Genomic DNA, 20428 nt, shown 5'->3' with positions numbered 1-20428 from the left:
ATCCTCCAGATTTCTTTGTAAACGCACTTTATTTTCCCCAACTTTAACCAAAATCTTTGATCATGAATAGATTCATTTTCGGCTTTATTGCGGCACTTTTGGTACTTGGCAGTATCTGGTATTTTGTAGGAAAAAGGGAAAACAAAGACGAGATCCTCGCCAACTCGGCCATGATTCAGCAACAAATCCAAAATGTTGGAAAACTGATTGTGACAGAAGGGTACTTTTCACAGGTATTTACTTTCAAAAATTCACAGAATCTTTTTTTGGATATCGTCACTTCGGACAAAAAAGCCTTGGTTGTGGCAAACGCCAAAGCGACGGTTGAGTATGACCTGAGACAGTTGGAAACGAGGATTGATGAGGACAACAAGACGGTGGTAATCACCAAAATCCCGGAACCCGTCATCAATATCTATCCTGAAATCGAATATTACGACGTGACACAGGATTACTTCAATAAATTTGAAGCCAATGATTACAATAAAATCAAGAACACTGTGACTGCCCAATTCCGCAAGAAAATAGAATCCTCAGGCCTCAAGGACAATGCCCAAGAGAGACTGATGAGCGAGTTGGTCAATATCTACGTACTCACCAAATCCATGGGCTGGACGCTGATGTACAATGAAGTCATCATTGAGAACCCGGAGCAAATGAAAAATTTGAAACGCTAAGGGTTTTTACCTAAACACCACCGTAGCGAAATCCGAACCATGAAACTTCAATTATCCCTTTTCTTTTTTTTTCTAATTCTGTTCATTGGGCTGATTTCCTGCGGCCCATCCAAGGAAAAAACTATTGAACCCACAGAAACCGCCAAACCAAACATTATTTTTATACTCGCCGATGACCTTGGCTATGGAGACTTGGGGGTAACAGGGCAAACAAAAATCGAAACCCCAAATATCGATAAGCTTGCAGGGGATGGAATGCTGTTTACCAATCACTATTCCGGGGCAACTGTTTGCGCGCCTTCGCGGTCCGCTTTGATGACAGGATTGCATACCGGACATACTCCGATCAGGGGGAATTTTGAAGTACAACCTGAAGGGCAATATCCGATGCCTGATAGCATCATGACCATTCCAAAAATGATGAAAAAGGCAGGCTACGCAACCGGAGCATTTGGCAAGTGGGGATTGGGTTTTATAGGAACCTCGGGTGATCCCAACAATCAAGGTTTCGACAGGTTTTTTGGGTACAATTGTCAACGCTATGCCCACCGCTACTATCCTGAATACCTTTGGGACAACAATCAAAAGGTGATGCTCTCAGGGAATGACTGGACCAACAAAACCACCTTTGCGCCAGAAGTCATCCATCAAGAATCCTTAAAATTTATCGAAAACAATAAAGACAAGCCATTCTTTATGTTCGTGCCCATGGTGACACCACATGCCGAGTTGGCGACATCCGACACTGTCTTATTAAAAAAGTATAGAGAGAAGTTTGGGGATGAAAAACCGTATCTAGCCCCCAAAGGACATGATTATGGTCCGGATATCATTATTCCCGGATATCAGTCAGTGGAATATCCCCGTGCGGTTTATGCTTCTATGGTGGAGCAATTGGACAGGCAAGTCGGGGAGATAATCCAAAAACTCGAAGAACTCGGATTGACCGAAAACACCATCATCATTTTTGCTTCAGACAACGGACCACATCAGGAAGGTGGCAACGACCCCGATTTTTTCCAAAGCAATGCAGGGAGAAGGGGGTACAAAAGAGATTTGTATGAAGGAGGAATCCGGACTTCACTGATTGTGAAGTGGCTTGGAAAAACCAAGCCAGGGACACAGACAGACCATGTTTCAGCTTTTTGGGATTTCTTACCCACTTTTGCCGAGATCATTGGGGAAAAAATCGAAAGCAAAATTGACGGGATTTCATTTGTCCCCACCTTAAAAGGCGAGTCAGGCCAAATACAGCATGAATACCTCTATTGGGAATTTGTCGAATTGGGAGGAAGGCAGGCCATCCGAAAAGGAGACTGGAAAGCAGTCAGGCTGAATGTCAAAAAAGACAGGAATGCTCCCATTGAACTGTACAACCTTAAAGATGATCCCTCAGAATCCCGAAATGTGGCAACTTCTAATCCTGAATTGGTCAAAGAAATGGCCAAGCTTTTTGAGTCGACACATGTTCCCAATCCTGTTTTTAAGTTGTTTGAATAAAAAAACCTTCGGCTTTTGACCGAAGGTTCTTATTATTTAATAACCAATTAACCATCCCGAGCTATCGGGACCAATTAACCAATAGTAATTCTTTTGAAAACAGATACAGTCAAACCTTTGCTCACACCGTCAAGGTATTGCGCAATGGTCTTGGAGTTGTCTTTTACAAATGCCTGGCTAAGCAAAGTGCTTTCTTTGTAGAACTTCTGCAATTTACCCAAAGCGATTTTTTCTAACATTTCTTCAGGCTTGCCTTCTTGTCTTGCTTGGTCTTTGCCGATTTCGATTTCTCTTTCGACAGTAGATGCGTCTACACCATCTTTGTCAACAGCCACAGGATTCATCGCTGCAATTTGCATAGCTACGTCTTTTCCTGCTTCTTCGACGTCAGCACCTTTGGTGTTTACCAAAGAAACCAATACGCCCAATTTGCCATTGGAGTGGATGTAAGGAACTACTGTTTCACCTTTGATGACTTCGTAGTGGGAGATTTCGATTTTCTCACCGATTTTTCCTGTCATTTCGATGATCTTGTCCTGAACAGTGATTGACTCATATGGGAGGGCAAGAATTTCAGCTGTTGAAGCGCAATGATTGCTCGTTGCGATAGTCAACAATTCATTTGCAAAGGTTACGAATCCTTCGTTTTTGGCCACAAAGTCAGTTTCGCAAGTCAATGAAAGCAAAGTACCGACAGTTCCGTCAGCACTTACATGAGTGACGATAGTTCCTTCTTTGGTTTCTCTGTCAGCTCTTGAAGCTGAAACTTTCTGACCTTTTTTTCTAAGGATGTCAATCGCTTTTTCGAAATCACCTTCAGCTTCGGTAAGGGCTTTTTTGCAGTCCATCATACCGGCACCTGTCATTTGTCTCAGTTTGTTTACTTCTTGTGCAGTAATAGCCATTGTTATTGTCTTTTATTTATTTAAGAATTTCTTATTAAACAAAAAATTGAACACAGGGCGGTACCTTATGTTCAATTTTTGTAATCAGTATATCAAAGTGGATTACTCTTGTGTCTCTGCGTCGACAGCTTTTTTTGCTTCTTCCTCTTCGGTAAGTTTAGCATCTTCTTTGTCTCTTTTCCTCTCGGAAAGACCTTCTTCGATAGCTGTACCAAACGCTTTGATCAACAAAGAGATGGATTTGTATGCATCGTCATTGGCAGGGATTGGAAACTCTACCTCATTTGGGTTCGAGTTGGTATCTACCAAAGCGAAAACAGGGATACCAAGCTTTTGTGCTTCTGCGATCGCAATGTGTTCTCTTTTGATGTCTACTATAAAAAGAGCCGCAGGAAGTCTGGTAAGGTCAGCTATACCTCCCAAAACACTTTCCATTTTCTCTCTCTGTCTTGTGATCATCAAACGCTCTTTTTTCGCAAGGTTGGTGTAAGCGTCTTCTTTCATCATTTTATCGATGGTAGACATTTTTTTCAACGACTTGCGGATAGTAGCGAAGTTAGTCAGCATACCGCCCAACCACCTTTCAGTGACGTAAGGCATGTTAAGTCTGCGTGCTTCTTCAGCCACTAAGTCTTTCGCCTGCTTTTTAGTAGCGACGAACATTACTTTTTTTCCTGAGCGTACGATCTGCTTGATTGCGTTGGATGCTTCTTCGAGGCAAACAAGCGTTTTGTTTAGGTCAATGATATGGATACCGTTCTTCTCCATGAAGATATACGGGGCCATTCTTGGATCCCACTTTCTCGTCAAGTGTCCAAAATGAACACCAGCATCCAGTAAGTCTTTATATTCTATTTGTGCCATTAATAAATATAGTTACGATATAAAATTCAAAGAATTCCTGATTAACGTTTGGAGAACTGGAATCTCCTTCTTGCTTTTCTACGTCCCGGCTTCTTACGCTCGACCATTCTTGGATCTCTGGTAAGGAAACCTTCTTTTTTCAAAGCTGATCTGTGTTCGGCATCGAATTCGCAAAGCGCTCTGGATATTGCCATCCTTGCAGCTTCAGCTTGTCCTGTAATACCACCACCATCTAAATTGATTTTGATGTCATAAGAACCTGAAACACCTACTAGTGCCAAAGGCTGCTTAACGATGATCTGGTGAAGTTCGAATGGGAAATAAGTTTCAATCGTCCTGTCGTTTACAGTGATTTCACCTTTTCCTGGTTGCATGTAGATTCTGGCGACTGATGTCTTCCTTCTACCTATTGTGTTGATAATTTCCATGTATCCGAGGATTAGAATTTGAGTTCTTTTGGTTGCTGGGCAGCATGTGGATGCTCAGGACCATTGTAAACGAACAGATTTCTGTACAATTGGCTTCCAAGTCTGGTCTTTGGAAGCATACCTCTGACAGCTTTTTCTACCAATATTGAAGAAGATTTCGCCTTCAACAATTTTGGGGTAGAAATACGCTGCCCACCTGGGTAGCCTGTATGGCGAACATAGACTTTTTCGTCCATTTTTCTGCCGGTCAGCCTTACCTTGTCTGCATTGATGACAATCACGTTGTCTCCGCAGTCTACATGAGGGGTGTAGTAAGGCTTGTGCTTACCCCTCAAGATTTTTGCAACCTCACTCGCAAATCTACCTAATACTGCAGCCTGGGCATCCACTACCACCCAGTTCTTCTCTACAGTAGCAGCATTCGCTGATTTGGTCTTGTAGCTTAATGTATCCACTGTGTAAATGTTTAATTATTAGCTTGTTAAATATACTTCACCCTCAAAAAGGGACACAAAGATAGAAGTAATTTCTTTTTATTGCAAAAGAAACAAATTTATTGCCCACATTTTCTTTGAGTTAGGCGTTTTTCTCCAATTGTTTGATCAATACATCAAAGTCTTTTGGGTAAGGTGCGACTACTTCAATCCTTTCTTCCTTGGTTCCTTTGAATCCAATTGAATAGGCATGGAGCGATACCCGCTGCATGATTGGCAATTCATCTGTGCCTTTCTTGAGGTTAAACCGCCTCTTAAGTGCGGAAAGATACACCGGCTTGCCACCATAAGTTTCATCGCCGCATATCGGGGATCTCAGATAGGCAAGGTGAATCCTGATTTGATGCAGTCTTCCGGTTATCGGTTTGCACTCGATTAGCGAATGGGCATAATAAGTTTTGATTGTATTGAAAATGGTCTGGGCCGGTTTGCCGTCCTTGGTCAATTTTGCAATACCCTTATTGTTTGCGTGGATTTTTTTGTCCACCATTACCTCTTTGTATTCGTGAATGCCTTCCACCACAGCGTGGTAGACTTTATTTACTTTCCTGTCTTCAAACTGGATCGCAATATTCCGATAAGCTTCGGGATTTTTGGCGATGACCAAGCAACCTGAGGTTTCCTTGTCGAGTCTGTGGCATACCTGTGCATCCGGGATATACTGTTTGGCAAGATCGAGGATGTTTTGCGCCTCGTGCCGGTCGTCCAATGTCGACAAATAGGGAAGTTTATTGATGACAAGGTAATCCTCGCTTTCAAACAGAATAAGGTCCTTAAAATCAATTTTTTTCATGCTTATCTTCTCCTAACAGGGGCGCAAAATTAGAGAATTAATATCAGTGCAAAAAATTTTGTCAGAATATTGTTGACAGACTTCACCAAACTGATTCCTGATTTAATTTAGAAATACAATATTTTCTAATATGATTCAGCTTAATATACTTCGGTGAATATATACTAAGATCTAATAACTTTACAATCTGAAATCATCCTATTGAATTAATCATGGATACAACTTTTCAAAATCTCCACCTTCGTACGGTCAATGTCATGCGCTATGTGATGCCGCTGCGTGAAGGAGGTTCATTGCCTGCCTTGGCGGAAGCCGACGATGGGTTTGATTACGTGCTCAAGTTCCGGGGCGCAGGTCAGCGGGAAAAGGCCCTGATATCAGAATTGTTGGGTGGGGAAATCGCAAGAATGCTTGGGCTAAAAGTTCCGGAATTGGTGTTTGCTTATCTAGATGAGGCCTTTGGAAGGTCTGAGGGGGATGAAGAAATACAGGATTTGCTCAAAGGCAGTCAGGGGCTGAATCTTGGGCTTCACTTTTTATCCAAAGCACTGACTTTCGATCCCGGAGCTTCCAAAGTCGATGGATTGCTGGCTTCCAAGATTGTATGGCTTGATGCGTTGATTACTAATGTGGACCGGACTTTCCGCAATACCAATATGCTGATCTGGAAGCGCGAACTTTGGTTGATTGACCATGGGGCGGCATTTTTGTTCCACCATTCTTGGGACAATTGGGAGAGACATGCCACCGGACCTTTTCCTTCGATCAAAGACCATGTGCTTTTGCCGTACGCGGATAGGCTAGAGGAAGTGAATAGGGAATTCCGAAAGAAACTTAAAATGGATCAGGTTAATACCTTGATTGAAGTTCTTCCTGATGATTGGCTTTTGGCCTCCAGAGATGTGGAGACGGCTGATGAGGCAAGGTCAGTGTATAAACAATTCCTTTCACTCAGATTGGAACATTCGGATTTATTTGTAAAAGAAGCGCAAGATGCAAGGCAAACACTTATATGAGTATGCGGTCATCCGTGTAGTGCCACGGGTGGAGCGTGAGGAGTTTGTCAATGTGGGCGTAATTCTATGTTCTAAAAAAGAGAAATTCCTAGAAAGCAAAATACATCTAGAAGAAGGAAAGTTGTTGGCTTTGGATCCTGAAGTGGATTTGGAATTGCTACGCGATTATTTGGACTCATTTACCAAAATTTGTGAGGGAACAAAATCCGGTAGTCCTATAGCTGAGATGGATCCTGCTTCAAGATTCAGGTGGCTGACAGCGCAGCGGAGTTCCATGATACAGACCTCAAGGCCGCATGGCGGGCTTTCGGATGATTTGAATAAAACGTTGGATGAACTTTTTGCCCAATTTGTAGCCTGACCAAGAGATCAGGTATTTAGACAAACAAGGAATTCAGGGTTTTTAGGACAGTATTTACCGGAGCTTTTTCTAGTGGCAATTCAAAACTGAATATGGAGCCTTTGCCCAAAGTACTGCTGACAGATATCTTGCTTTTATGCCCTTCCAGGATATGTTTGACGATTGCGAGTCCGAGTCCGGTGCCGCCTCGTTCGCGGGACCTGCTTTTTTCCACTCTGTAAAATCTTTCAAAAATTCGTTTCAGGTCTTCCGGAGGAATTCCTTTGCCGTTGTCTTTGACATCAACTGTTACATGGGTTTTGTGGGTTTTGAGGTGTACTTCCACCTCGCCGCCGTCATTATTGTATTTAAGGGCATTGGAAATGAGGTTTTGGCAAACCCGGAAGATTTTCTCTTTATCTGCGACCGTTTTGAAGGATTTTTCTTTGTCATAAAAGAACCGGATCAACATGTCCCGCTTTGCCGCTTTATGCTCCAAGTCCTCGATGACTTCATGGATCAAATCCTTTAAATCGAAAGTTTCAAAATGGAATTTGACCACACCGCTTTCCATTTGGTTGAGAGTGAGAAGATCCTGGACAAGTTTGTCCAACGCATTGAGGCTTTTTGCAGCCCGCTTGAGAAACTTCAGCCTGACGGATTTGTCATCCACAGCGCCATCGAGCAGGGTATGTATGTAACCCTGTGCCGCAAAAATCGGAGTTTTCAATTCATGCGAAATGTCGGCAATGAATTCTCGTCTGAAAACAGCATTCTTTTGCAGAGCTTCGATTTCTTTATTCTTCGTCTGGGCGTAGGTATTGATCGAGGTGTTTATTTTTCTCAAGGGAGAAATAGACAACTTATCGGATTTTTCTGGGATGTTGGAGTAGTCCTTCTTTTGGATTTTTTCCAAGACATTGTAGATGCCGCTGATTTCTTTGAACACCAAAAACTCTAGGGTGATGTTCGTCAATATGTACGAGGCTGAAAAAGAAATACTCCCAGCCACAATCAAAACAGTGGGACTCGCATCATCCAATAGTAATAAAAATGCGATTGTCAGGGCAGAAATTGCCAAAGCCAAAATCAATGAAATACCCCTCGATGTGGTGAGCATACTTAATTCAATTCGAATTTATAACCCACTCCTTTCACAGTGGTGATGTAATCTTCCCCAATTTTTTCACGGACTTTTCTGATGTGGACATCGACAGTTCTTGCCAATACAAATACATCTGTTCCCCAGATATTCTGCAATAAATCATCTCTACTGAAAACTATATTTGGGTTTTTGGCTAGAAAATAAAGGAGTTCAAATTCTTTTTTGGGAAGGGTGATGGTTTTGCCGTTTTTATCTATTGTATAGCTTGTCCTGTCAATGATAAGGTCTTTGATTTTAATTTGGGCGACTTCATTTTCTTTTTTGGATTCCCTTCTGAAGAGTGCCGCAATCCTACTCATGAGCGCTCTTGGTTTGATCGGCTTGGTGATGTAATCATCAGCACCGACATCAAAAGCAGCTACTTCAGAATATTCTTCAGCTCTTGCGGTAAGAAATATGATAAATGTTCCTTTGAGTTCTGGGATATCTCTGATTTGACGGCATGTTTCTACGCCGTCTTGATTTGGCATCATGATGTCAAGCAGAATGACGTCCGGATGAAATTTGGCAGCAATTTTTACGGCTTTTATACCATCCTCCGCGGATTCGACATCATATCCTTCTTTTTTGAGGTTGTATGTTAGAATATCTACGATGTCTGGTTCATCGTCAACGACCAGTATTTTGACTTTTTGTTTGTCACTCATGGTAAAATAGCGGGTTATATTTGCGCTAATGTGATGCTAATTTATAAAAAGCCATTACAAAAAAATGTTTTAATGATGTCAAAGGCACCAAACACAACATAAAATTTTTATTCAGCCGTCTAATGTTATTTAAATATTAAATAGCCATTAATCAATTGTTACGCAAATTTTTGGCTTCCATGATTTCCATATCCAAAGATCCGATCATCAACTTTGCTTTTATCCTCAGCGGGATTTTATTTTTGTCCCCAGACACCCATACAGTGACGGGCTGATCTCCTCTGAATAATTTGTTTTTAGGAATTTCGGGCACTAGGACATAAGATTCAAACTTCCCTATGCTTGTTTCTATCCATTCCTTTTTCTTGAATATTAATTTTACGTTATATATCTCTTTGTCAAAGAAACCCACAAGGTGAATGGTGTCGCCGGGTTTGTATTTTTTAAAATCTATCGTTCTTAAGTAGTAAAATCCACTAACTATATCCTGGACCTGCGCTGGGATCTTATAATCTTTCGTGTCGATGACATTTTGGTTATCCCTGTCGTATAACTTCACATGGGCATTTTTCTTTTTATGGTCAAAGTTGACCCTTTCATGTTTGCGGTACCGTCCTTCTTCGATATGTCGGTAAGAATGGTAGGGGATTATTTTGGTTGTATCCAAATAGCTGCCCCAGTTGTCATTTACATAGAAAAGCTTGAAAACCCCCAAAGTTTGACCAAAAACATCGATTTTGTAAGTGGGTATTTCATTGATAGTTGAAATTTCGGGATTGACCACCATCCTTGCTTCTGCTGCATCAAAGAAACCATAAGTAACCTTAAACAGCAGTTCTTCACCTTTTTGAAAAGCAGTATTTTTTTGAGCAAAACCAGAATACCATCCCAAAAGAAAAAATATTGAGACAATTACTGACTTTTTAAACCGTTTTTTCATTAATTTTTCTGTTCTACCAAAAGGTTTTCAATTCTTATTTCAATATTAGCGATATATTTAATAATACGGATTCTTGGTGCCACAAAGTATAAATACGTAATCCTTTTTTGAAGTGTTCGGTCTCCAATTATCAACCAATAATTTAACAAATTCAAATCAAAGTTTTGAAAATATTCAAATATGAGCGTAAACACTGAAAAATTAAAAGCACTTCAGCTTACCATAGACAAGCTAGAAAAAACCTACGGCAAAGGTACTGTCATGAAATTGAGTGACAACAAGGTACAGGATATTCCGGCTATTTCCACCGGTTCTTTGGGCTTGGACATGGCTTTGGGTATCGGTGGAATCCCACGCGGAAGGGTAACAGAAATATACGGTCCTGAATCTTCGGGTAAAACAACCCTGACCCTTCACTGCATCGCTGAAGCTCAAAAAGCCGGAGGTCTTGCCGCATTCATTGATGCTGAACATGCATTTGATAAAAGTTATGCCGAAAAGCTCGGGATCGATACCGAGAACTTGCTGATTTCCCAACCTGATAACGGCGAGCAGGCATTGGAGATTGCAGAGCACTTGATCCGTTCAGGAGCCATTGATATCATCGTGATTGACTCTGTTGCTGCTTTGGTGCCAAAGGGCGAACTGGAAGGTGAAATGGGTGACAGCAAAATGGGGCTTCAGGCAAGATTGATGTCGCAGGCATTGAGAAAATTGACCGGAGCGATCAATAAAACAGGTTGTGCTTGTGTATTCATCAACCAATTGAGGGACAAAATAGGTGTGATGTTTGGCAATCCTGAAACCACTACCGGTGGTAACGCCCTAAAATTCTATGCTTCTGTCAGACTTGACATCCGAAGAATCGGACAGATCAAAGAAGGTGCGGACAATATTTTGGGAAATAGAACAAAGGTGAAAGTCGTAAAAAACAAAGTTGCACCACCTTTCAAAGTAGTGGAATTTGACATCATGTATGGTCAGGGGATTTCCAAAGTAGGTGAAATCATTGATATCGGTGTTGAATTTGAAATCATCAAGAAAGCAGGTTCTTGGTTCTCTTATGAAGGAAACAAATTGGGACAGGGAAGAGATTCAGTAAAAGCGATTTTGCTGGACAATCCCGAGCTGATGGAAGAACTCGAAAAGAAAATTAAGGAGAAAGCCGGTTTGGGAGTTGTCGCTTTGAAAGAGGAAAAAGGAGAAGAATAGTCCAAGGGGTTTCATCCTCTTGATTTGTCGCATAAATAAGCCCCCATAAAATTAAATTTTATGGGGGCTTTTATTTTTTTTAGTCACCTAATTTAGGTTGCCCTGATGGCTTCTACAGGATCGAGCCTTGCTGCAAGTGTGGCAGGGACTATTCCGGATACAACTCCAATTATGGAAGAAATTCCCAATCCGAGGACTATATTCTTAAATGACAATACCAATTCCAACGATCCCAACTGAATAAAAGTCAAACCATAGACGATTATGATTCCTGCAAATCCACCAATCAAACTCAAGAAAATGGCCTCAAATAGAAACTGAAAAAGAATGAAATAATTTTTTGCGCCAAGGGATTTTTGGATACCGATGATGTTGGTCCTTTCCTTTACGGATACAAACATGATATTGGCAATCCCGAAACCGCCCACCAAGATTGAAAACCCTCCGATCACCCATCCAGCCGCACTGATGACGTCAAATATAGATCCGATAGTGTTCATGATAAACTCCGATTTGTTAAGAGAAAAATTATCTTCCTCTGTAGGCTTCAAACCTCTTTTGGCTCTCAAAGACCCAATGATTTCATTTTCTAATGCCACCATTCCGATATCGCTATCCATTCCTTTGAAAGCAATACTTGGTTCAATTCCATTTTTACCTACAAAAAACAATTTCGTAAAACTGCCATAAGGTATCATGACCGCTTCGTCTTTTGAGGCAATTTCAAACAAACCTTCGCCTTCTAATTCAAAAAGGCCAATTACAACGAATTTTGCGCCTTTGATTTTGACTTCTTTTCCTATGGGGTCCGAATTTGGAAATAAAGTATTCGCCACTTTTTCGCCGATTATGGCAACGTTTCTGGAACCATTTATTTCTGATTCTGTAAAAAATCTCCCTGATTGCACAGGTACTTCATAGACATCCTTATAAGTATATGAAACCCCGCTCAAATTAGTTCCTTTGTAAGAATTACTTCCAAATTGGACTGTGGTGTTGGCGCCTGCTGAAAAGGACACAGCTTCCGCATTTCTCAATTTATCTTTGAGGAATACATATTCCGAGTAGGTGCTATATGGTCTCCTAAAGTACTTCCACCAAGGATAATCCGGTCCTCCCACAAATTGGAATCTGTTGACTGTAACTACATTGCTTCCCAAAAAGCTGAAACTTGACTTGATGTTTTTTTCAAGAGAATCTACCAAAGTAAATACGGCAATGATGGCAAAAATCCCCACTGTCACCCCCAAAAGAGAAAGAATGGTTCTTGTCAAGTTGGATTTGAGGGCCTGCATCGCAAACCTCAAGCTTTCCCAGGTTAATTTTAGAAATATCACGTCTTAGAAGTTGTTTTAAAAGTAATTGGCAATATAAGTAGATTTCGGGATTTTTATTTTTATCTTTGCGGTTTTTAAATCTAAAATTAAGACCAAGCAATTAGCATATCATATTCATAACCTATGAAGTTATCAGACTTTAAATTCGACGTCCCCAAAAAATTAATTTCTTTATATCCCACTCCCAATAGAGACGAATCCCGTCTCATGGTGGTCCATAGAAAAACCGGTCTGATTGAGCACCGTATTTTCAAAGATATCATTGAATACTTTGGAGACGGTGACGTATTTGTCATGAATGATACCAAAGTTTTCCCTGCAAGGTTGTACGGAAACAAAGAAAAAACAGGTGCAAAAATTGAGGTTTTTCTTTTGAGAGAGCTTAACCAAGATTTGAGGCTGTGGGACGTGTTGGTTGACCCGGCGAGAAAAATCAGGGTAGGCAACAAGCTTTATTTTGGTGACAGTGACTTGGTAGCTGAGGTTATTGACAATACCACTTCTCGTGGAAGAACCATCAGATTCTTATTTGACGGTTCTGATGAGGAATTCTACAAAACCATTGACACCCTTGGAGAAACCCCCATCCTAAAGGAATTCATCGAGAGAAAAGTCGAAGCCGAGGACAGAGAAAGATACCAGACCATTTTTGCAAAGCATGTAGGCGCTGTAGCAGCACCGACGGCAGGTCTTCATTTTACTCCACATTTGCTAAAAAGATTGGAATTAAAAGGTGTGGAAGTTTGTCCAATTACCCTACATGTAGGATTGGGAACGTTCAGACAGGTTGATGTCGAAGACCTTACCAAGCACAAAATGGATTCTGAAAATTATGATATCCCTCAAAAGACTGTTGATTTGGTCAATGAAGCTTTGGATAACAAAAAGAGGGTTGTTGCAGTAGGCACTACTACGTTGAAAACCGTGGAATCTTCTGTAACTGCCAATAACCGGTTGAAAGTCAGCAGCGGTTGGACGGATAAGTTTATCATTCCTCCCTATGATTTCAAAATCGCCAATTCATTGATCACCAATTTCCATTTGCCAGAATCTACTTTGTTGATGACGGCATCTGCATTTGGAGGATATGATTTGGTGATGAAGGCCTATAAAGAAGCAATCAAAGAAAAATATCGGTTTTTCTCCTATGGAGATGCCATGTTGATTCTCTAAAATAAAAAAAGGCTCCTGAGAGCCTTTTTTTATTTATTATGATTTTTTCATCTTGCGTGAATTATGGAAAAGAAATCAGCTTCAATTTTTGACCATCCGTCCCTTTGATGAACAAGTTCGCCATCATTGTAGCAGGAGGCAGCGGTACCCGGATGGGCGCGCCGGTCCCCAAGCAATATTTAGAGGTAGGGGGAAAACCTATCCTTATGCATACCCTGGAGGTTTTTCACAATACCTTGCCAGACATCCGATTGATCTTGGTAATTCCTGAAAAGGACTTTGGATATTGGGCTGATCTGTGCGGTCAACATCAATTTGAAATCCCCCATTCGGTTGTGAATGGAGGTAACAGCCGGTTCCAGTCTGTAAAAAATGGATTAGAATCCATATTTCAAGAAGAAGGGATAGTTGCTATTCATGACGGCGTCAGACCATTTGTAAATCCTTCAGTGATTAGGGAAAGTTTTGAAGTTGCCAACAAATCCGGTTCTGCCATAGCTGTAGTCGCACTGAAAGATTCCCTCCGAAAATTGACGGATGATGGAAAGTCTTTTTTTCAGGAAAGGCAGAATTTCAGATTGGTGCAGACACCGCAGACTTTTTTGCTGTCAAAAATCAGAAAGGCATTTGAAGTGACAGAATTGTACCATTTTACCGATGATGCCACAGTCTATGAGCATCAGGGATGGCAGGTGGAATTGATTTCGGGAAATCCGGAAAACATAAAAATAACCAGTCCTGAGGATATGGCATACGCCGACTTTTTGATCCAAAGGAAGAATAAGTAAATTCCGTTTACCTACCGATTTCCTTCATTCACCGAGAAACCGGAGGTGATAGCCTATTACAATGCCCATATTTTTACCCCATGATATAGCTTTGTCATCATCAAATCAATAAATAAAATTATCTCAATCATGGCAAAGAATAAATTTTCCTCCAAAAACAATGACCTGACAGCAGGCATTATCATTCTCGCGATCGGCGGGGTGTTGTTATTGAAAGCAATTGGCTTTTGGTTCCCTTCATGGGTGTTTTCATGGCCGATGATTTTCATCGCTATCGGTGTAGTCAGCCTTATCAAACATAACTTCCAAAGTGGCTTCGGAGTATTTATGTTGTTGTTTGGCTCATTCTTCTTAGTCAAAAAAGAACTTGGAATTCCCAACGAAATCCAGCCTTTCCTGATTCCGATAGGATTGATCATACTCGGGATTTTCTTGATTCTCAAGAGAAATAATGATAGGAACAGATTCACTGAGGATTTCTTCAAAACATATAATAAGTCAGATAAGCCACTCGGAACTACCTCCGATCAGTCCACCGCCACCTTTGCCAAGCCACAGGGAATCCCATATACCGATAATGGAGACACCATCAATGCCCAGGCTCTATTTACAGGAATCCAAAAAAGAGTTTTGTCCAAAAACTTTCAGGGTGGGAAAGTTTCCGCGATTTTCGGAGGAACCGATATTGATTTTTCCCAGGCAGACCTCGCCGATGGGGCGATCATCAATGTGGAAGTGGCATTTGGCGGAGTCAAATTGGTGGTGCCGCCACATTGGGACCTCCAGATCAATGTCACCAATATCTTTGCGGGAATTGAGGATAAAAGAATGTATCCGCAAACTCCTAACGACGGAACCAAAGTTTTGAGAATATATGGATCTATCATTTTTGGTGGCTTGGAGATCAAATCTTTCTAATCAAGCTATCTGATGCTGAGAAATCTAATTTCGCGCAATAATTTTGATTGGTTGAAAGCCTTGGCCGCTGTCCTACTTTGGATAGTGGCTTTGGCTTACCTGATTACTTTTTATGGATTTCCATTAAAACCTGCCCTCATAGACGCCTCGATCCATTCCGTATTGGTTTTATTCGGGTTTTGGTTGATGGAAAATATATTCAAATATTACCTCCCCAGAAATTCCCAGGTATGGATGGTCGTGAACCTTGGATGGATGCTCGCAGCGGCTTTGGTATTTGCAGGGAATTATCTGCTCAGAATTTTTATGGCAGATGAACCGGAATATCAAAATTTTGCAAATCATATCATGCTACTCAAAGGTTTGGTAGCATTCATCTTATTTGTTTCTTGGGCAGCTCTTTTGGTATTCAATGCTAAAATCGAGGACCAGCTCAAAACCAAAGAGCGTCAGGAAATAATAAATCAGATGGCAAAAGATGCTGAACTTTATCATTTGAGACAGCAGCTTCAGCCCCATTTTTTATTTAATAGCCTGAATTCCATCAGTTCTTTGATCAAAAGCCAGCCGGAGAAAGCCAGGGAAATGGTGCTGCAGTTGGCAGAATTTCTCAGAGGGACTATCAAAAAAGATGACCAAAACTGGCTAACTGTGGCAGAAGAAAAGGATTACCTTAACCTGTATCTTGATATTGAAAAAGTTAGGTTTGGTCATAGATTAAGGGTTGAATTTCAGATCGGTGAACCTGCATTGGCAGCAAAAGTCCCACCCTTGATGATACAACCGCTACTTGAAAACTCAATCAAGCATGGTTTATATGGGGTAACAGGCGAAGTTTTGATCACCATAAACTTTGAGATCAAAAATAATTACCTGAATGTGTCTTTGACAAACCCTTTTGACCTTGAAGCAGGACAGGCAAAAGGTACAGGATTTGGCCTTGATGCTGTCAAAAGGAGGTTATATTTGATGTTTGGAAGAAATGACCTGTTGGAAACTAGAGTAGAAGAAAAGGTATTTGCTGTCAACTTAAAAATCCCTCAAAGGAATGATTAAAGTCCTGATAATCGATGATGAGCCATTGGCAACTGAATTGGTCAAGGAATATCTGGCCGATTTTCCCCAGTTTGAAATTCAAAAAGTCTGTCATGATGGCTTTGAAGGCTTGAAAGCCATTCAGGAACACAAGCCTGACCTGATTTTTTTGGATATTCAGATGCCCAAACTTACCGGATTTGAATTGTTGGAATTACTGGACCATCCGCCCGCAGTGATTTTTACCACCGCCTTTGATGCCTTTGCGCTCAAGGCCTTTGATGCACATGCTGTGGATTATTTGCTCAAGCCATTTTCCAAAACCCGTTTTGCTAAGGCATTGGAAAAATTCCTACTACAGGGAAACAATTCAGAATCTATCAACGCCTTCAAAAATGAAGCTGGGGTAAATCAGGAATCTGCCAGCCGGGTGGTATTGAAGGTAAAAAATGAAATCAAAATCATTCCCGTTCAGGATATCAAATACCTTGAAGCCAATGATGATTATGTGAATATTTATACCAAAGAGGGCAAATTTCTTAAAAACAAAACGCTTTCTTTCTATGAAAAAACTTTGGAACCCTCTCAGTTTGTAAGGGTACACAGGTCCTATCTTGTCAATATCTCAGAGATCACCAAGATCGAACCCTACGAAAAGGAAGGATACCTGCTGAAACTTAAGGGCGGCGAAGGCATTCCTGTAAGCAAATCTGGACTCCCAAAACTCAAGGCTGTTTTGGGTTTATAAAAAAAGCCCAAAAATTGGGCTTTTTTAATATTCGTCTTCATTAAAGAAGAAATCATCTTTTGTCGGATAATCGGGCCATATCTCTTCGATATTTTCGTAAGGCTCGCCGTCATCCTCTAATTCTTGGAGGTTTTCAACAACTTCCAGAGGAGCACCTGAACGGATTGCATAATCAATCAATTCGTCTTTGGTTGCAGGCCATGGCGCGTCTTCAAGATATGACGCAAGTTCTAGTGTCCAATACATAGTGTGAGGTTTAAATGATTACAGCCTTAGCGGTCTGCAAAAATAGAAATTGTTTTAAATTTTCAATGTTAACTTATTATTTATTTGAAAGTTCTTTGAGAATGAAAGTTTTCACATCAATTTTTCTTTTGAATGTGCCGATTTTTCTTCTCATCATGACTTCAAAATCTTCTTCATTTGTTCTGAAATTCTCCGCATTGTCCTTTACCGTTGCCAACTCACTTTCATCCCTATGGATTAGATCGCGTAAGATTGCTGATTTAATTTTTTTCTGCTCTACCCTGTCTCTTTGATTGAAGTCCTCATACTTGGATAAAGCCAACCTTTCCAAAAACAATTTTTCAAAAACAATCTCTGAAAAGAAGGTAAAGGAACGCATGATCAGATTGGCTTCTTTCGGCTTTCGCTGTGGGAGTTTTTTCCATTCTGCCTGCAATCTCTTTGCAGACGAGACCCCATCGGGATTTGTTTCAGCATAGGCCAGTTTTTTCATTTCATCCGTCATGGACTCCATTTTTTTCATCAGCTCCCAGGGCTTCATCTGTGGACCAGTTTCCATGGTCCTGCGAAACCTGCTGAAAATCCTGTTGTTCAGTTTGGAAAACTCATCCCAAAGTGGTTGACGCTTTTCGGCCGGCACCCTTCCTGCAGCTTTCCATTCTTTTTGGATTCTTTTGGATATTTCAAATGCCCTTTTGGCATCGGGATTGTCAAATGCGGCTCGGGCTTCAAGGACAAGTCGTTCGTATATCTTGATGTTGACTTCTGCCTGTACGGCCATGTCCTCAAAAAAGTTTTTTCTATTATCAAAAAACTTATCGATCGCTTTATTAAATAATTCTTCTATTTCCTCCTCAAATTCCTTTTCAACAGGACCTGTTTTGATCCAACGCATTTTCAGGTTTTTGAATTCTTCTGCAGTTTCTTTCCACTCTGTGCTGTTCTTTAAAGCTTCTGCTTCCAAAATCAAGCCACGTTTGATTTCGAGATTTTTCTCCCTGTTTTTCTTGATGATGTCTTCAAGGTATACTTGCTGCTGCTCTAAGTCATCAATGAGAGGGACAAAATCGCCCAAAGCATCATATTCCAGCAAAGAATCTTTTAAATGGATCAATTTCATTAGAAAAGAACCCTTGTTTTGGTTCTCTTCAATGTCTCTTTTGAGTTGTCCTATTTTTTCTTTTAAGGTTGAAAACCTGTCTTCAAAGTATTTGATAGTAGACGCCTCGTCTTCTTTTACTTCTCCAATCACCCGATCCGGCTGATTCAAAAATTTCCTGAGATAAACCTTGTTATCTTTAATGTACCCGTAGGGATGCTCCATTTCGATTTAATAGGTTGGTTTGTGGTATGGTTATTCTAAGTTTCTGCAAATTAATTAATTCAAAATCATTTATCCTAAGAAAGACCTTTTTTTGCCATCTTTGTCCATCATCGTTTACAAATCAATCAAATATTAAATATGAGTGCAGAAAAAATCATATTTTCTATGGCGGGGGTGTCAAAAATTTACCCCCCACAGAAAAAAGTTTTGAAGGATATATACCTTTCTTTTTTTTATGGAGCTAAAATCGGTGTCTTGGGTCTCAACGGATCCGGGAAAAGTTCCCTTTTGAAAATCATTGCCGGAGTTGACAAGGAGTTTTTGGGTGAAGTAGTTTGGTCTCCGGGATATACCGTCGGGATGCTGGAACAAGAACCCAAACTCGACCCTACCAAAACCGTCAAAGATATCGTGGAAGAAGCAGTAGCTTCCACCGTTGCGCTCCTCAAGGAATTTGAAGAGATCAATGAAAAATTTATGGATCCCGGTCTTATGGATGACCCGGATGCAATGGACAAGCTGATCACCAAACAAGGTGAAGTACAGGAAAAACTCGATGCAGCCAACGCTTGGGAATTGGACACCATGTTAGAGAAAGCGATGGATGCCCTACGCCTTCCACCAAGTGATGCCATTATAGGGAACCTTTCGGGAGGAGAAAAAAGAAGGGTAGCACTTTGCAGACTCTTACTCATGGAACCGGATGTGTTGCTTCTCGATGAACCTACCAACCACCTCGATGCTGAGTCGGTACTTTGGCTTGAGCTGCATTTACAGCAATATAAAGGAACCGTTATCGCAGTCACGCACGACAGGTATTTCTTGGACAACGTTGCCGGATGGATTTTGGAACTCGACAGGGGGGAAGGGATTCCTTGGAAAGGAAACTATTCCTCTTGGCTGGATCAAAAACAAAACCGTCTGAAACAAGAAGAAAAGACCGAGTCCAAAAGGCAGAAAACCTTGGAGCGTGAACTTGAATGGATCCGTATGACTCCAAAAGCCCGACAGGCAAAGGGAAAAGCCAGGCTCAGCGCTTATGACAAACTCATCAGCGAAGAGGGAAGAGAGAAAGAAGCGAAGCTAGAATTGTATATCCCGCCGGGTCCAAGATTAGGGGCAAAAGTTCTGGAGGTCAATGGTGTGTCCAAGGCCTATGGGGATAAATTATTGTTCGAAAATTTATCCTTCAACTTACCTCAGGGAGGAATTGTAGGGATCATCGGTCCAAACGGAGCAGGTAAATCCACACTTTTCAAATTAATCACCGGTCAAGAAAAGGCCGATGCGGGGAATTTTGAGGTGGGAGAAACCGTGAAACTTGCCTATGTCGATCAAGAACATGACAGACTTGATCCAAACAAATCGGTTTATGAAACCATATCAGAAGGAAATGAGATCATCAAACTTGGCAACAAAGAAATGAATGCCCGGGCATATGTAGGCAAGTTTAACTTTGTAGGATCCGATCAGGAGAAAAAAGTAGGCATTCTCTCCGGTGGAGAAAGAAACCGGGTACACTTGGCCATTACATTAAAAGAAGGTGGAAACCTGCTACTTCTCGATGAACCGACAAATGATTTGGATGTAAATACCCTTAGGGCACTCGAAGAGGCTTTGGAAAATTTCGGTGGTTGTGCAGTAGTCATTTCCCACGACAGGTGGTTTTTGGACAGGATATGTACTCATATTCTTGCTTTTGAAGGGGATTCACAAGTGTATTGGTTTGAAGGAAATTTCTCCGATTACGAGGAAAACAAGAAAAAGCGTCTAGGCGATGTGGCTCCTAAAAGGATTAAGTATAAGAAATTAAAGTAAGATTTAAGCTTAAATTAATATTGAAACCTCCAACCTGAGATAGCGGGTTGGAGGTATTTT

Annotated in this window: 22 protein-coding genes; 11 read left to right on the top strand and 11 right to left on the bottom strand. The window is 41.0% G+C overall.

From position 1 onward, the window contains the following. Positions 1-62 precede the first annotated feature (62 nt). Both DQW11_RS18825 and DQW11_RS18820 read left to right on the top strand, forming a co-directional pair. Complete coding sequence (locus DQW11_RS18825; protein WP_113925660.1) at positions 63-677, top strand: DUF4230 domain-containing protein; 615 nt, start codon at positions 63-65, stop codon at positions 675-677. 39 nt (positions 678-716) lie between these two features. Continuing rightward, a complete protein-coding gene (locus tag DQW11_RS18820; RefSeq protein WP_113925659.1) occupies positions 717-2177 on the top strand; it encodes an arylsulfatase in 1461 nt (486 codons plus the stop codon). A 74-nt stretch (positions 2178-2251) separates the two neighbouring features. On the opposite strand, the gene tsf is transcribed toward DQW11_RS18820, so the two are convergent. The 5 genes from tsf to DQW11_RS18795 form a co-directional block, all read right to left on the bottom strand. Further along, positions 2252-3082 (bottom strand): translation elongation factor Ts, encoded by an 831-nt coding sequence (gene tsf, locus DQW11_RS18815; RefSeq protein WP_113925658.1) that lies wholly within the window; start codon positions 3080-3082, stop codon positions 2252-2254. Between the two features lie 102 nt (positions 3083-3184). Then, on the bottom strand, positions 3185-3946 hold the full coding sequence (gene rpsB / locus DQW11_RS18810; RefSeq protein WP_113925657.1) for a 30S ribosomal protein S2: 762 nt from the start codon (positions 3944-3946) through the stop codon (positions 3185-3187). A gap of 41 nt (positions 3947-3987) precedes the next feature. After that, a complete protein-coding gene (rpsI, locus tag DQW11_RS18805; protein WP_113925656.1) occupies positions 3988-4374 on the bottom strand; it encodes a 30S ribosomal protein S9 in 387 nt (128 codons plus the stop codon). Between the two features lie 11 nt (positions 4375-4385). Continuing rightward, positions 4386-4829 carry a 50S ribosomal protein L13 gene (gene rplM, locus DQW11_RS18800; RefSeq protein WP_113925655.1) on the bottom strand — a complete coding sequence of 148 codons (444 nt, stop codon included), beginning with the start codon at positions 4827-4829 and terminating at the stop codon, positions 4386-4388. A 121-nt stretch (positions 4830-4950) separates the two neighbouring features. Beyond that, a complete protein-coding gene (locus DQW11_RS18795) occupies positions 4951-5661 on the bottom strand; it encodes an RluA family pseudouridine synthase (protein WP_113925654.1) in 711 nt (236 codons plus the stop codon). Between the two features lie 212 nt (positions 5662-5873). Here DQW11_RS18795 and DQW11_RS18790 point away from each other — a divergent pair, with 212 nt between their 5' ends. Both DQW11_RS18790 and DQW11_RS18785 read left to right on the top strand, forming a co-directional pair. Then, the gene (locus tag DQW11_RS18790; protein WP_113925653.1) at positions 5874-6677 is read left to right on the top strand and encodes a HipA family kinase; all 804 of its coding nucleotides are present in this window, start codon (positions 5874-5876) and stop codon (positions 6675-6677) included. Then, positions 6655-7038 (top strand): DUF3037 domain-containing protein, encoded by a 384-nt coding sequence (locus DQW11_RS18785; RefSeq protein ID WP_113925652.1) that lies wholly within the window; start codon positions 6655-6657, stop codon positions 7036-7038. Before DQW11_RS18790 ends, DQW11_RS18785 begins: the two co-directional genes overlap by 23 nt. Positions 7039-7054: 16 nt before the next feature. Here the strand turns inward: DQW11_RS18785 and DQW11_RS18780 are convergent, their stop codons facing one another. The 3 genes from DQW11_RS18780 to DQW11_RS18770 all read right to left on the bottom strand — a co-directional run bounded on the left by DQW11_RS18780 (position 7055) and on the right by DQW11_RS18770 (position 9769). Continuing rightward, positions 7055-8137: a sensor histidine kinase gene (locus DQW11_RS18780; RefSeq protein ID WP_113925651.1), complete on the bottom strand. Its 1083-nt coding sequence runs from the start codon at positions 8135-8137 to the stop codon at positions 7055-7057. Positions 8138-8139: 2 nt separating this feature from the next. After that, the gene (locus DQW11_RS18775) at positions 8140-8829 is read right to left on the bottom strand and encodes a response regulator transcription factor (RefSeq protein ID WP_113925650.1); all 690 of its coding nucleotides are present in this window, start codon (positions 8827-8829) and stop codon (positions 8140-8142) included. 151 nt (positions 8830-8980) lie between these two features. Further along, positions 8981-9769 carry a DUF3108 domain-containing protein gene (locus tag DQW11_RS18770; RefSeq protein ID WP_113925649.1) on the bottom strand — a complete coding sequence of 263 codons (789 nt, stop codon included), beginning with the start codon at positions 9767-9769 and terminating at the stop codon, positions 8981-8983. Between the two features lie 180 nt (positions 9770-9949). On the opposite strand from DQW11_RS18770, the gene recA reads away from it, so the two are divergent. Next, positions 9950-10981, top strand: a complete 1032-nt coding sequence (gene recA, locus DQW11_RS18760) for a recombinase RecA (RefSeq protein ID WP_113925647.1) — start codon at positions 9950-9952, stop codon at positions 10979-10981. Between the two features lie 92 nt (positions 10982-11073). Here the strand turns inward: recA and DQW11_RS18755 are convergent, their stop codons facing one another. Beyond that, the gene (locus DQW11_RS18755; RefSeq protein WP_113925646.1) at positions 11074-12318 is read right to left on the bottom strand and encodes an ABC transporter permease; all 1245 of its coding nucleotides are present in this window, start codon (positions 12316-12318) and stop codon (positions 11074-11076) included. 123 nt (positions 12319-12441) lie between these two features. Between DQW11_RS18755 and queA the strand changes: the two genes are divergently transcribed. From queA to DQW11_RS18730, 5 genes are all read left to right on the top strand, one after another. Continuing rightward, positions 12442-13491 (top strand): tRNA preQ1(34) S-adenosylmethionine ribosyltransferase-isomerase QueA, encoded by a 1050-nt coding sequence (gene queA, locus DQW11_RS18750; protein WP_113925645.1) that lies wholly within the window; start codon positions 12442-12444, stop codon positions 13489-13491. 107 nt (positions 13492-13598) lie between these two features. Beyond that, the gene (locus DQW11_RS18745; protein ID WP_113925644.1) at positions 13599-14279 is read left to right on the top strand and encodes a 2-C-methyl-D-erythritol 4-phosphate cytidylyltransferase; all 681 of its coding nucleotides are present in this window, start codon (positions 13599-13601) and stop codon (positions 14277-14279) included. Between the two features lie 129 nt (positions 14280-14408). Further along, positions 14409-15197, top strand: coding sequence for a LiaF transmembrane domain-containing protein (locus DQW11_RS18740; protein WP_113925643.1), 789 nt, complete (start codon positions 14409-14411; stop codon positions 15195-15197). Between the two features lie 12 nt (positions 15198-15209). Then, a complete protein-coding gene (locus DQW11_RS18735) occupies positions 15210-16253 on the top strand; it encodes a sensor histidine kinase (protein WP_113925642.1) in 1044 nt (347 codons plus the stop codon). Further along, the gene (locus DQW11_RS18730) at positions 16246-16980 is read left to right on the top strand and encodes a LytR/AlgR family response regulator transcription factor (protein WP_113925641.1); all 735 of its coding nucleotides are present in this window, start codon (positions 16246-16248) and stop codon (positions 16978-16980) included. The genes DQW11_RS18735 and DQW11_RS18730 overlap by 8 nt, the downstream gene beginning before the upstream one ends. Positions 16981-17004: 24 nt before the next feature. On the opposite strand, the gene DQW11_RS18725 is transcribed toward DQW11_RS18730, so the two are convergent. Beyond that, positions 17005-17226 carry a DUF2795 domain-containing protein gene (locus DQW11_RS18725; RefSeq protein WP_008625540.1) on the bottom strand — a complete coding sequence of 74 codons (222 nt, stop codon included), beginning with the start codon at positions 17224-17226 and terminating at the stop codon, positions 17005-17007. Between the two features lie 76 nt (positions 17227-17302). Further along, complete coding sequence (locus tag DQW11_RS18720; RefSeq protein ID WP_113925640.1) at positions 17303-18550, bottom strand: DUF349 domain-containing protein; 1248 nt, start codon at positions 18548-18550, stop codon at positions 17303-17305. Between the two features lie 138 nt (positions 18551-18688). Between DQW11_RS18720 and ettA the strand changes: the two genes are divergently transcribed. Next, positions 18689-20368: an energy-dependent translational throttle protein EttA gene (gene ettA, locus DQW11_RS18715; protein WP_113925639.1), complete on the top strand. Its 1680-nt coding sequence runs from the start codon at positions 18689-18691 to the stop codon at positions 20366-20368. Positions 20369-20428 lie beyond the last annotated feature (60 nt).

The organism is Cognataquiflexum aquatile, assembly GCF_003316845.1.
GTDB classification, from domain to species: Bacteria; Bacteroidota; Bacteroidia; order Cytophagales; family Cyclobacteriaceae; genus Cognataquiflexum; species Cognataquiflexum aquatile.
The sequence above is the reverse complement of the archived record's forward strand: the minus strand, read 5'-3'. Positions and strand labels throughout refer to the sequence as shown.